Genomic DNA, 12,621 nt, shown 5'->3' with positions numbered 1-12,621 from the left:
CACAATACCATCACTCGACTTTTACGAGATTCAAAGCCCCTCTCATGTCGTCGATCAAGCGCCCGATCCAACTGGTATCTGCCGCCGCGCCCTTCGCCGCGGAGCCCTCCGCGCACGCCCCCAAGGGCGCCGCCATGCGCGAACTCGCCTATGCCGAGATCAAGCGCCGCATCATGGCGTGCGAATTCCGCCCCGGCGAGCCGCTCAACGAAGCGCAGCTCGGCACGCTGCTGGGCCTGGGCCGCACGCCGATCCACCAGGCGCTGCATCGGCTGGAGGTCGAGGGGCTGGTGCAGATCCTGCCGCGCAAGGGCGTGCTGGTGACGCCGCTCTCGCTCAACGACGTGCTCGACATGATCGAGGTGCGCGCCACCAATGAGATCCTCTGCGTGACGCTGGCCGCCGAGCGCGCCCACCCGGCCGACTTCGAGGCCATGCGCGCCATCGTTGATGCGTCGCCCGCGCTGATCGCGCACCGCGACATTGCCGCACTCGCCGCGCTCGACCTCAAATTCCACCTCGCCATCTCGGCCGCCTCGCGCAACCGCGTGCTGGCCGAGCTGCTGCGCGGCCTGCATGAAAAGCAGGCGCGTTTCTGGTTCCTCTCGCTGTCGGAGCCGCAACACCTGCAGAACGTGTACGACGAACACCTCGCCGTGCTCGATGCGCTGGAACGCCGCGACGTGCCCGCCGCGCGCGAGGCCATCCGCGAGCACATCGACGAATTCCGCCGCACGATCATCCGCACGCTCTGATCCCGACTTCCCCTTCGTTCGTTTTTCCCCGCTTCTTCCGGATACCGCATGACCACGCTGCACCTGAACCTCATCGACCACGGCCCCATCGACGTGACCGTGGACCACCTCGTCATTGCCGGCTGGACCGGCCGCGATGCCGAAGCCGTTGAACACCACATCGCAGAACTCGAAGCGATCGGCGTGGCGCGCCCGGCGCGTGTGCCGTGCTTCTATCGCGTGTCGCATTCGCTGCTGACCACCGATGCGCGCGTGGAGATTCCCGGCGCCGATTCGTCGGGCGAAGCCGAGTTCGTGCTGTATTCCACGCCGATGGGCCTGCTGGTCGGCATCGGCTCGGACCACACCGATCGCAAGGTCGAAGCCTATGGCGTGACGGTGTCCAAGCAGATGTGCGCCAAGCCCGTAAGCCGCGACGTATGGCGCTTCGAAGCGCTGGCCGATCACTGGGACAGCCTGCAGATGAAGACCTGGCGCACCCGCGACGGCCAGACCGCGCTGTACCAGGAAGGCAGCGTGACGCGCATGCTCGACCCGCGCGACCTGATCCGCCGCTACACCGGCGCTGACACGCTCCCCGTTGGCACTGCCATGTTCTGCGGCACGCAGCCGATCATCGGTGAGCTCGGTTTTGGCGAGGCTTTCGATATGGCGTTGATTGATCCGGTATCCGGTAGCGAATTGCGCCATCAGTATGCTGTCGACACCCTGCCTGTTGAAGGCTGAAGCGCCCCACCCAACGGAGATCTCCGCATGATGACGCCCCGCCCGAACATGATCCGCACGCTGGCCGCTGATCTGGCTGCCGGCCGCATCACCAGCGTCGCGCTGACCGAAGCCGCGCTGGAACGTGCCCAGTCGCACCGCACCGCCGGTGGCACCGCCTATGTGAGCATCGACGTGCAAGCCGCACTGGCCATGGCACGCGCCGCCGACGCTGCACGTGCAGCCGGCAACGTGCCGTCGCTGCTGGCGGGGCTGCCGGTGTCGATCAAGGATCTGTTCGACGTGGCGGGCCAGGTGACGGCCGCCGGCTCGCGCGCGCTGGCCGATCAGCCACCCGCCACCGCCGATGCCGCTGCCGTGGCGCGCCTGCGCGCGGCGGGTGCGGTGCTGCTCGGCCGCACCAACATGAGCGAGTTCGCGTTCTCGGGCCTCGGCCTGAACCCGCACTACGGCACACCGCGCACGCCGGCAGATGGTGCGCGCGCGGCAGGTGGCTCCACCTCGGGCGGCGCCGTCACCGTGGCGGGTGGCATGGCCGTGGCGGCACTGGGCACCGATACGGGCGGTTCGATCCGCATTCCGTCCGCCTTCTGCAACCTGACGGGTTTCAAGCCCACCGCACGCCGCGTACCGATGGCGGGCGGCGTGCCGCTGTCCACCTCGCTCGATTCGGGCGGGCCGCTCGCCAACTCGGTCGACTGCTGCGCCATCGTCGACGCCGTCCTGAGTGGAGAAACGCTCGACACTGACGCCGTGCCGCTGGCCGGGCTGCGCTTTGGCGTCACGCAAGACTACGTGGGCGCGGACCTCGATGACACGGTCGCCAAGGCGTTCCAGCGCGCGGTGGAAACGCTCGAGCGCGCCGGCGCACACGTTGTGCGGTTTGAATTCCCCGAGCTGCTGCAATTGCCCGAGATCAACGGCGGTGGTGGCCTCACGGCGGCCGAGGCGTGGGCATGGCACCGTCCGCTGCTGGCACGCGCCGAAGCGCAGTACGACCAGCGCGTGGCCGCCCGCATCCGCCGCGGCGAGCAGATGGGCGCTGCCGCGTACATCGACGTGCTGGACGCACGCGCACGCATGATTGCCGCCGCACGCAAGCGCCTCGGCAACATCGATGCATGGCTGATGCCGACCGTGGCGATCGTGCCGCCGGAAGTCGCCCCGCTCGAAGCCGACGACGCGCAGTTCTTCCGCACCAATGCGCTCACGCTGCGCAACCCCAGCGTGATCAACTTCCTGGACGGCTGCGCGCTGACGCTGCCCGTCCACGCCACCGGCGAGCTGCCGGTCGGCCTGTCGCTCTGCGGTCTCGCGGGCGACGACGCGCGCATCCTGCGTGTCGGCCGGGCGGTGGAGGCTGCACTGCGTTGATCGGCTAACACGAACCTTCTCCGCCTGCATCCGGGCCACGCAGGCGGTTCGCTTCATTCACCACGATTCACCACGAAACAAGGCGCGCAACAGACGCGCCCGGCTCAACTCATGCCTGCGCTTCGTACCACAAAGCGGCACAACGAAGCGCAGGCAAGCTCTCACGCTACTGGAGGAAACCATGTCTCAAGCGCAAGCCCTGCCTGCCAAACCCGCAGGCAGCCCACCCCACAGCACCGATCTGGATGTCACCTACCGCCGCATTGCGTATCGGCTGGTGCCGTTCCTGGTGGTGCTGTTCATCCTTGCCTGGATCGACCGCGTCAACGTCGGCTTCGCCAAGCTGTCGATGCTGCAAGACCTGCAGTTCAGCGAAGCGGTGTACGGCCTGGGCGCCGGCATCTTCTTCATCGGCTACTTCCTGTTTGAAGTGCCGAGCAACCTGCTGCTGGAAAAGATCGGCGCCCGCAAGACGCTCGCGCGCATCACCATCCTGTGGGGCCTGGCCTCGATGGCGATGATCTACGTGAAGACGCCGACCTCGTTCTACGTGATGCGCTTCCTGCTGGGCATCTTCGAGGCGGGGTTCTTTCCGGGCGTGGTGCTGTACCTGACGTACTGGTTCCCGTCCGCGCACCGTGCGCGCATCAACGGCCTGTTCATGACCTCGTTTGCGATCGCAGGCGTGGTGGGTGGCCCGGTTGCGGGCTTCATCATGAGCCGCATGGAAGGCGTCGGCCACCTGGCCAACTGGCAGTGGCTGTTCCTGCTCGAAGGCATTCCCTCGGTGCTGGCCGGCTTTGCCGTGCTCGCGTGGCTGCCGGAAACGCCGCGCCAGGCAAAGTGGCTCTCCGCCGCCGAGCAAGATGCCGTCATCCAGGCCGTTGAGGTAGAGAACCGCGACCCGGCCAAGCACGCCTCGTTTGGCGCCGCACTCGCCAACGTCCGCGTGTGGATCTGCGCCGCGATCTACTTCTGCGTGGTCAGCGGCAACGCCACCATCGCATTCTGGACGCCGTCGATCATCAAGGAGCTCGGTGTTCAGGGCAACTTCCAGATCGGGCTGATCAGTGCCATTCCGTTCATTGCCGGCACGATTGCGATGGTGTGGAACGGCGCGCATTCCGATCGCACGGGTGAGCGTCGCATGCACTGCGCCATTGCCGCGCTCATCGCCAGCGCCGGCCTCGTGGCAACGGGGGCAACGCTCGGCACGCCGGTGCTCGCGCTGGTTGCCCTCACGGTGGCGGCCATCGGCATCCTGGCCGCGTTCCCGGTGTTCTGGTCGATCCCGGCCGTGTTCCTGGCCGGCACGGCAGCCGCAGGCGGCATCGCGCTCATCAACTCGATCGGCAACCTGGCAGGCTTCGTCGCACCGTACATGATCGGCTGGCTGAAGACCAGCACCGGCCACCTGTCGGCCGGCCTGTACTTCGTAGCGGTGCTGGAGCTCGGCGCAGCCGTGTTGGTCATCCTAGGCACGCGCAAGCACTGAGCACGCCCCTCGACCCCAAGAAACCATCGTGGCCCCAACACATGCACCACGATGGTTTGGCCGTACCCTGCCCTAGATGGCGCCTTGAATTTTCGTAAGCGGGCGGAAACAAGACGGGGAACTGTCTGAGCGCAGCGAGTTTTCCCCGTCTCCGCCGGGTTACGGAAATTCAAGGAGTCTTTCGCCATCTCGGGCGCGCCTTTCTTTGCTGACTTTCTTTGGCAAGACAAAGAAAGTGAGTCGCCCCCGGCAGGGGGAGAAACAAGGGATGCACCACCAGCATCAATCCAACCGCATCCCACCCCGCCAGCAAGGTTCCCAACCCCACCCGCGGCGTTCCAAACCCCACTCCTCAAAGTTCCGAACCCCGACGTCTGACGTTCAGAACGCAACGCATCGGGTTCCGAACGCCACGGACTACGTTCCGAACGCCATCCACCCCGTTCGGAACCCTACGCCGCGACCTTGTACCCCATCCGCAGGCCGCCCCAGTGTCGCCCCTTCACAAAAATAGGCGCCGACACATCCTTCATCATCGCGAACGTGCCGTTCCCCATATCACGCCGATAGGTCTGGAGCAGGAAGGCTTCCGTATTGCGCGCGGCGCCCAAGCCGGTGCGGTCGGCAAACATGCGCCGCTGGCGGCTGTTCGCCGCATTCCACGTCGGATCACTCCCCTGTGGCTGAGAGAACTTCAGGTTGTGCGTGGGCAGGTAACCGTTGTTGTCCACCGCCGCACAGAAGACCACACGCGCATCCAGTTCCAACAGCGGCTCCTGCAGCGCCGGCAGCACCCGATCGGTGAACGCCGTAAAGCGCGTAATGTGCTGCGTCGGATTGGTGTCCGGCACCGTCTCGTACGCGCGGTCAAACAGGTCGCCCTCGTTGATGTCCCCCCGCGCCAGCGCCGATTCGAACAGCGTCCCAATCTTGGCCGCCGTGCTCTGCACTGCGTTGATGAACGGGGTATCTGCGCTTTCCACACCGGTGGAGGCTGTCAGCCGGATCAGCGTTTCCGACGCCCCCAGCAACCCCGACAACTGCTGCTGCGCACTGTCGATGTTGTGGCTCGATTGCTTGACCCCCTCGGCCATCGCGTCCACCTCGCGCGCGAGCGAGGCGCATTCGCCTTCGATAGCGGCAGTGGATTCGGCAATGCTGGTGGCTTCGACATCAAAGCGCGCGATGGCGTCTCCCGCCACACCGATCACCGCCCCGATGGCCTGCGTGCCTGAGTCCACGCGCTGCGCGCGTGCCACGTTCGCGCTGCTGTCGCCGATGAGTTTTTCCGTCTGGCCGGACAGATCGGCCAGCGTGGTTTCAATGCGCCGCGTGGCTTCGGCGGTCTGGCCGGCGAGCTGTTTGACGGCACCCGCCACCACCGCAAAGCTGCGGCCCGATTCGCCCGCGCGGGCGGCCTCGATGGCGGCGTTGATGGCCAGCAGGTTGGTCTGCTTGGCAATCTGCGAGATCTGCTCGGAAGCCTGCGCCACCTGCACCAGCGCCTCGCGCAGGGCGGCAATCTGCTGCTCCATGCTGGCCACGCCCACGGTGAGTTCGCGGATATCGCGCAGCGAGGCATCGACCGTGGCGCGCGAGCCGCTCACCTCTTCACTCGCATGCGACGCCACTTCCCGCGCATGGCGTGCGGCCACGGCAATGTCGTGATTGCCGCGCATGGTGACGTCGGCGGCATTGCGCAGCTGGTCGAACACGTCGGCCTGGCGGCGCAGGCGCACGGCCACGTCCTCCACGTTGCCGGACACCTCGCAGATGCCCATGCCCACGCGGCCGGCCTCTTCGGCAATACGGGCAACAAGTTCGGAAGAGGCTTTGGGGCCACGGCCCCAGGCAAATGGCTTCACGTGCGGTGTCTCCAGGTGTCGTTGTTGTGTGCGCCCTCGCCGTGGTGGCGGGGCAACCCTCTATGGGGCATATCGGCGCGCGCGAATGCACGCTTGAGACACGCTACGCGCGCAGACTTACGCGGGCATTACGCCGGGGCTAGTCCTGTGCGGCGTGGTCGCGGCGCAGCCGTGCCTCGTAGGCAGCGGCCGTCATGGGCGGGCCGAACAGGAAGCCTTGCAGCTTGTCGCAGCCGGCCGCCTGCAGGAACTCCGCCTGTTCGAGTGTCTCGACACCCTCGGCTGTGACCGTCATGTCCAGCGACGCGGCCATCGCCACCACCGCGCGCGAGATCACCACCGAATCCCGGTGGCGCGGAATGCCCGAGACGAACGAGCGGTCCACCTTCAGGTTGTCGATCGGGAAGCGCTGCAGGTACGACAGCGACGAATACCCGGTGCCGAAATCGTCGATCGAGATACGGATGCCCAGCGCCGTGAGCGCATCGAGCACGGGCATCACCGCAGCCGTGTCGCGCATGAGCAGGCCTTCGGTGATCTCCATCTCCAGCGCGCTGGCGGGCAGGCCGGCCTCGGTCAGGCATCGCGAGATGGTCGGCACCAGCCCCTCGCCAAACTGGCGCGGCGACAGGTTCACGGCCACGAAGAAATCCGGCATGCAGGTGGCGCGCCACTGCGCGGCCTGGTGGCAGGCCTGCGCCAGCACCCACTCGCCGATGTCGCCGATAAGCCCCGAGTCTTCAGCCACAGGGATGAACTCCGCAGGCGACACCTCGCCCAGTTCGGCACTGCTCCAGCGCAACAGTACCTCGGCGCCGACGATGCCCATCGATGTGGCATCGACGATGGGCTGGAAACGCAGCGACAGTTCATCCGCCGCCAGTGCGCGGCGCAGGTGGTATTCGAGCAGGAAGCGCCGCTGCGCGCGCTGCGACAGGCGCGCGGTGTACACGCGGTGCTGGTTGCGGCCGTTCTGCTTGGCGTGGTACATGGCGGCGTCGGCACAGCGCAGCAGCGTGGCGGCGTCTTCACCATGTTCGGGGTACACCGCAATGCCGATCGATGCGCCGAGGTAGTACTCGGTACCGCCAATCGAAAACGGCTGCGCGATCGCGTGGACGATGCGCTTGGCCAGCCGCTCGGCCTCGGAGAGCGAGCGCACGTGGTCGAGCAGCACGACGAACTCGTCGCCGCCCAGCCGCGCCAGCGTGTCGTTCTGGCGCACGCAGGCCGACAGGCGCTGCGCGACGATGCGCAGCAGGTGGTCCCCCGCTTCGTGGCCGGCAGTGTCGTTCACCTTCTTGAAGCCGTCCAGATCGAGGAACAGCACGGCCACCTGGCGCCCCTCGCTGGCGGCCTGCTCCATCACCACCTGCATGCGCTGCGAGAAGAACGCGCGGTTGTACAGGCCGGTAAGGCCATCGCGCTGCGCGAGGAAGGTGAGCTGCTGCTGCTGCGCGCGTGCGGGCCCGATGTCGTTGAACGAGATGAGCACGGCCGACGGCGTGTCGTCGCCGGCGCGCACGATGGGCAGCACGTTCTCGTGCACCCACACCACGTCGCCGTCCACCAGCTCCAGGCCGACCGTCAGGCCCAGCAGCGGGCGGCCGGTCCGCAGCACCACGCGTGTGGGGCGCTCTTCAAACGGGATCTCGCTGCCGTCTTCGCGCAGCGAGCGGCGCATCAGCGTCAGGTGGCTATCGCCCACGGGCGACAGATTGCCCGCCCGCAGGATGCGCCGCGCACTCGGGTTGCACGCCAGGATGGTTCCGTCGTCGGCCTGCACGAGGATGCCCTCGGTCAGGTTGTCGACCGCCAGGCGGTAGCGCTCCTCGCTCTCCTGCAGGTCGCGCGCGATGCGGGCCTTCTGGACCGCCACGCCGACGATATCGGTGATGCCGTCGAGCAGGTCCATGGCGTCACGCGTGGGCGCGCGCGGGGTGTCGTAGTAGACGCCCATCGCGCCGATCATCTGCGCGTTGTCGCCGCGGATGGGCGTGGACCAGCAGGCGCGCAGCCCCAGCGGCGCGACGATGTCGCGGTAGTCGTCCCACAGCGGGTCGGCGCCGATGTCTTCCACCACCACGCGCTTGTTCAGGTACATGGCCGTGCCGCACGAGCCGTGCGCCGGCCCGATCGCCGAGCCGATCAGCACCTGCGACAGCATGTACGGCAGCGACGGCGCCACCGCCTGCGTCACGTGCTCGCCGTCGCCGGACAGCAGCACGGAGCACACCGCGCCGTCGTCGAGCAGCGTTTCGACCAGGCGGCACACCTCCGCCAGCAGATCGTGCATCGGCACGTTGCGCGAGCTGAGCTCGAGCACCGTCTTTTCACAGCGCAGCAGTTCCTTGGCGCGGGCGGTTTCGGCGGCCAGCGCGCGGTAGTTGGCTTCGGATTCGCGCAGGGCCTGTTCGGCCTGCTTGCGCTGGGTGATGTCGCGCGCCACCACCTGGATGGCGGTGCGCCAGCCGAGCTGCACCGGTGCGGAAAGCACCTCCACCTCGACCGGTGTGCCATCACAGCGCAGTAAGGTCTGCTCGACGGGCGGCAGGCCGGCGCCATGGTCGACCATCCACCCACGGCGCTGGCGGGCAAGATGCAGCGACTTGTCGTGCACGAACTCGTCCAGCTCGCGGCCCACGATATCGCGCGCGCTCTGCGCACCAAACAGCCGAACGCCCGCCTCGTTGATGAAAACGATGATGTCGTCCGCCACGATGTACAGCGCGTCCGGCATTTGCCGGACGAGCGCCTCGTAGCGGTCGTCAGCGAGCGGGAGCGGCCGCGCCCCGGTGGTCACGTCCGGTTCGGGGTCAGGCCGCTCGGTGGAGGTGGCGTCCATATCAGGCCTGTTTTTATCGATATCGACCATCGTGTCGGGAAAGTTGAGGCGTCCGGAGGTTTTCCCTACTTCAGAGTGGGGCGAATGACCAATGTCACATCGGCCGGCACGCCAGTTGCGAGACAATGCCCGCTCCTCTTCCACGGCGCGCACGCCGCGAGTTGGCACCATGCAATCGTTTTCGTCTTCCGTCGGCCACGTGGCCGGGCTGGTTTCGCACCGTACCCTGCTGCCCGAAGGTCTGGCTGAAACCGCCGTGCAGTTCCGCGATGGGCGCATCGCAACATGTGATGCCAACCCGACGCGCGGCATGATCGACTGCGGCAACCTCCTCGTCCTGCCCGGCATCGTCGATCTGCATGGCGATGCCTTCGAGCGCGCCGTCATGCCACGCCCCGGCGTTGCCTTTCCCTACGAAACCGCGCTGGCGGATGTGGACAGCCAATTGCTTGCCAACGGCATCACCACCGAATTTCACGGCGTAACGTATTCATGGGAAGGCGGCCTGCGCGGCCACGCCTATGCCCTGCGCATGCTCGACACGCTCGACGCCATGCGTCCGCACCTGGGTGCCCAGCACTTGATGCACTTGCGCTTCGAACTGCACCATGCCGACGGCGTGGCCGATGCGCTGGCCTGGATGCACGCCGGCCGCGTGCACTTCCTGTCGTTCAACGACCACCTGCCGATCATGCGCGACAAGCTGGGCGACACGCGCAAGCTCGCACAATACGCCGACCGCGCCGAGTGCGACGTCGAAACCTTCCTCGCGCGCCTGAACAGCGCCGCACTCAACGCCGGCAAGATCGACACGGTGACCGGCACGCTCGCGCGCGCAGCGCTGCAACGCGGCATCTGCATGGCCTCGCACGACGAGCCGGATGTGGCCACGCGCAACGCCTTCCACGCGCACGGCTGCACCGTGACCGAATTCCCGCTGACCGAGGCGGTGGCCCACGCCGCGCGTGCGCACGGCGGGCACATCGTCTTCGGCGCGCCCAACGTGCTGCGCGGCGGCAGCCACAACGGCGCGCCCGATGCCACAGCCATGGTAGCGGCGGGTGTCGGCACGGTGCTGGCGTCCGACTATTACTACCCCGCCCTGCTGGCCGCCCCGTTCAAGCTGGTCGACCGGGGCGTGGCGCCGCTGGCGCAGGCGTGGGCGCTGGTGGCCGCCAACCCGGCCGAAGCAGCGGGGCTGTCCGACCGCGGTACGCTCGCCGCCGGCCTGCGCGCCGATGCCATCGTGGTCGACGACCACCGCCCCGGCCTGCCGCGCGTGGTGGCCACCGTGGTGGGCGGGCGGCTGCGCCACGCCACCGGCCACCTCCCGCTGATCGGCTGAGCCTCCGCATGGACACGTTGCCACCCGTGCTGCCCCCGATACCCGCGGCCTGGCGATACGCGCTCTACCTGCTGCCGCCCGAGCCCTGGTATGGGCTCGGTTCCAGCTGGCTGGGCCGCTGCGCGCGGACCAACCAAACCATCCCCGCAGATCAGCGCGAGCCGTTCGTGCGCGAAGCCGGCATCGACCTCGTCACGCTCGACCATTGGACCGAAGCCCCGCGCCAGTACGGCCTGCATGCCACGTTCAAGCCGCCGTTCCGCTTGGCTGCCGACCGCACCGTCGACGAGCTGGACGCCGCGCTGCGCCAGTTCGCCCCGCAGCAGCAGGCCTTCACCATCGAACCGGCCCTGCAGACCTTGCGTGGTTTCCTGGCCTGGCGCCTGCGTCACGGCGACCCGGCCCGTGATGCGCTGCACCGGTTCGCAGATGCCTGCGTGAGCGAATTCGACGCCTTCCGCGCGCCGCCGCCTGCCACCGAACTGGCACGCCGCCGCCGCGCCGGTCTGTCGGATGCACAGGAGCGCCATCTGCTGCGCTGGGGTTATCCGTATGTGTTCGGCACGTTCACGTTCCACATCACGCTCACGGGGCGGCTCGGACATGCCGAGCAGCTCGCGTGCTATCGGGCCCTGGAAGCCAGCCGTGTGGTGCTGCCGGCGGCCATGCCCGTCGACCACATCGCACTGTTCTCGCAGCCTGCACCGGAGGCGCCATTCAACGTTGTGCGGGTCTACCGCTTTGACGGAGGCATCGAACATTTCGACGCCGCGCAGGCGTGACAAGCTAGGGAAAGATGGGAGCGCGCACTAGCGCTTGAGCTCGACCACGTCGATCACCTGCGTCTGGCCGTGCTGCTCGACCTCCTGGCGCATCACCACGCCCGCTTCCGGGCAATACCAATCGGTGATGTGCGCGACGGTCGGATCGGGCTCCAGTGTTTCATTGCCCAGTTGCAGCACGCCCAACCGGGCCGTGCGCGTGTAGCGGATGGGCCGGCACTGCAGCTCGCCCACCACCGTGTTCATCGTCTGCGGCGGACCCACCTCGCGCTCGGACACCTCCACCTTGGCGTGCTCGGCCCGCATGCGCCCCACGGAGATCCCCAGCCGTGGCGACACCACATCGAAATCGAAGCTCGATTCGTACGTATCGCCCGGCAGCATTTCGGCTTCGGGCGCCAGGCCGGCGCCATACAGGAACATGCCCGAGATGGCCGTGCTCACGGTACCCACCAGATCGGTATGTTCGCTTTGCGCAAACACCTTGCCGTTGATGCTCACGACCCGCGTGACGACGCCCGCCTCATCCACCAGCAACTGGTGCTCCTGCACCGTCTCGATCGGGCGGCCGCCGAGTGCCACCAGGCCCGACTTGGCATAGATGTGCAGGCCGATCTCGCAGCCGTCCTGCATGTCGCGGCTAACGTCATGCAGCGTGAATTCGACGATCATCGGCGTCTTGCCGTTGCCGTCCAATCGCACGCGGCTGCCGTCGTGTACCCACGGCGCGGTACACAAGCCCGCAGCATGGCCGGGCAGCGGCAGGGCCACCGCGAGCACCATCGCGGCGCACCGCCAGAAAGAAAAACGCCGATGCATTGGGAAATGCACCGGCGTCTTCGTGAAACCCGATCGCACGCTTACTTCTTCGCGCCGTCGGTGTACGGGTCCGTGGCCTTGGCACCGTCGGTGTACGGGTCCTTGCTCTTCGCTCCCTGGGTGTACGGGTCGAACTTGTCGCCGGCCTTCGCGCCCTGGGTGTACGGATCGTACTTGCCCTTCTCGACATTGGCCGGCTGCGCGCCCGGGTTGAGTGCGCTGGCGGTGCTGTCGTTCTTGTTGGCGCCTTGCGAGTACGGGTCGAACTTGTCGCCGGCCTTTGCGCCTTGGGTGTACGGATCGAACTTGTCGCCCGCCTTGGCGCCCTGGGTGTAGGGGTCGAACTTCTTGTCGGTCTGCGCGTGGGCCATGCCGCTGATGGCTGCCACGACAGCGACCGCTGCCACGAGGGTGAGACGTTTGTACGGCATCTTGAAGCTCCTTTCCTATGGGTCGTTTGGGCTGATCAAATCAATGGAGCAGCCTCGTTTTGAACGCATCCCGATGCCTCCTCACGCTTGTCTCGTGGCGGTGGCACCGGGAAACCCCCTCTCCTCGTCGTAAGCTATGGCAAGCGCACAGGAAAGTCAACGCACAGCAACTGCATATTTTTTA

10 protein-coding genes are annotated in these 12,621 nt (G+C 67.1%); 6 read left to right on the top strand and 4 right to left on the bottom strand.

Translation table 11 applies throughout. From position 1 onward, the window contains the following. Positions 1-53 precede the first annotated feature (53 nt). From NG900_RS25380 to NG900_RS25365, 4 genes are all read left to right on the top strand, one after another. Positions 54-755 carry a GntR family transcriptional regulator gene (locus tag NG900_RS25380; RefSeq protein ID WP_252685008.1) on the top strand — a complete coding sequence of 234 codons (702 nt, stop codon included), beginning with the start codon at positions 54-56 and terminating at the stop codon, positions 753-755. A 48-nt stretch (positions 756-803) separates the two neighbouring features. Then, the gene (locus NG900_RS25375) at positions 804-1,481 is read left to right on the top strand and encodes a DUF2848 domain-containing protein (RefSeq protein WP_252684968.1); all 678 of its coding nucleotides are present in this window, start codon (positions 804-806) and stop codon (positions 1,479-1,481) included. A 27-nt stretch (positions 1,482-1,508) separates the two neighbouring features. Beyond that, positions 1,509-2,855 carry an amidase gene (locus NG900_RS25370; RefSeq protein ID WP_252684966.1) on the top strand — a complete coding sequence of 449 codons (1,347 nt, stop codon included), beginning with the start codon at positions 1,509-1,511 and terminating at the stop codon, positions 2,853-2,855. 181 nt (positions 2,856-3,036) lie between these two features. Continuing rightward, the gene (locus NG900_RS25365) at positions 3,037-4,350 is read left to right on the top strand and encodes an MFS transporter (RefSeq protein WP_252684964.1); all 1,314 of its coding nucleotides are present in this window, start codon (positions 3,037-3,039) and stop codon (positions 4,348-4,350) included. Positions 4,351-4,802: 452 nt separating this feature from the next. On the opposite strand, the gene NG900_RS25360 is transcribed toward NG900_RS25365, so the two are convergent. Beyond that, positions 4,803-6,215 carry a methyl-accepting chemotaxis protein gene (locus NG900_RS25360; RefSeq protein WP_252684962.1) on the bottom strand — a complete coding sequence of 471 codons (1,413 nt, stop codon included), beginning with the start codon at positions 6,213-6,215 and terminating at the stop codon, positions 4,803-4,805. A 139-nt stretch (positions 6,216-6,354) separates the two neighbouring features. Continuing rightward, the gene (locus tag NG900_RS25355; protein ID WP_252684960.1) at positions 6,355-9,060 is read right to left on the bottom strand and encodes a sensor domain-containing protein; all 2,706 of its coding nucleotides are present in this window, start codon (positions 9,058-9,060) and stop codon (positions 6,355-6,357) included. A gap of 169 nt (positions 9,061-9,229) precedes the next feature. On the opposite strand from NG900_RS25355, the gene NG900_RS25350 reads away from it, so the two are divergent. Next, positions 9,230-10,405, top strand: coding sequence for an alpha-D-ribose 1-methylphosphonate 5-triphosphate diphosphatase (locus tag NG900_RS25350; RefSeq protein WP_252684958.1), 1,176 nt, complete (start codon positions 9,230-9,232; stop codon positions 10,403-10,405). Between the two features lie 8 nt (positions 10,406-10,413). Next, complete coding sequence (locus tag NG900_RS25345) at positions 10,414-11,187, top strand: DUF1045 domain-containing protein (protein WP_252684956.1); 774 nt, start codon at positions 10,414-10,416, stop codon at positions 11,185-11,187. 27 nt (positions 11,188-11,214) lie between these two features. On the opposite strand, the gene NG900_RS25340 is transcribed toward NG900_RS25345, so the two are convergent. Next, a complete protein-coding gene (locus NG900_RS25340; RefSeq protein WP_252684954.1) occupies positions 11,215-11,970 on the bottom strand; it encodes a hypothetical protein in 756 nt (251 codons plus the stop codon). Between the two features lie 77 nt (positions 11,971-12,047). Continuing rightward, positions 12,048-12,437 (bottom strand): hypothetical protein, encoded by a 390-nt coding sequence (locus NG900_RS25335; protein ID WP_252684952.1) that lies wholly within the window; start codon positions 12,435-12,437, stop codon positions 12,048-12,050. Positions 12,438-12,621 lie beyond the last annotated feature (184 nt).

Origin of the sequence: Ralstonia soli (genome assembly GCF_023955655.1) — a bacterium.
Lineage (GTDB): Bacteria > Pseudomonadota > Gammaproteobacteria > Burkholderiales > Burkholderiaceae > Ralstonia > Ralstonia soli.
Note: the sequence above shows the minus strand (reverse complement) of the source record. Positions and strands in the feature narration are given on the sequence as shown.

Coding starts and splice junctions, on each gene's coding strand:
- NG900_RS25375 (WP_252684968.1), top strand. CDS start 804: ATGACCACGCTGCACCTGAACCTCATCGACCACGGCCCCATCGACGTG.
- NG900_RS25370 (WP_252684966.1), top strand. CDS start 1,509: ATGATGACGCCCCGCCCGAACATGATCCGCACGCTGGCCGCTGATCTG.
- NG900_RS25365 (WP_252684964.1), top strand. CDS start 3,037: ATGTCTCAAGCGCAAGCCCTGCCTGCCAAACCCGCAGGCAGCCCACCC.
- NG900_RS25355 (WP_252684960.1), bottom strand. CDS start 9,060: ATGGACGCCACCTCCACCGAGCGGCCTGACCCCGAACCGGACGTGACC.
- NG900_RS25350 (WP_252684958.1), top strand. CDS start 9,230: ATGCAATCGTTTTCGTCTTCCGTCGGCCACGTGGCCGGGCTGGTTTCG.
- NG900_RS25345 (WP_252684956.1), top strand. CDS start 10,414: ATGGACACGTTGCCACCCGTGCTGCCCCCGATACCCGCGGCCTGGCGA.
- NG900_RS25340 (WP_252684954.1), bottom strand. CDS start 11,970: ATGGTGCTCGCGGTGGCCCTGCCGCTGCCCGGCCATGCTGCGGGCTTG.
- NG900_RS25335 (WP_252684952.1), bottom strand. CDS start 12,437: ATGCCGTACAAACGTCTCACCCTCGTGGCAGCGGTCGCTGTCGTGGCA.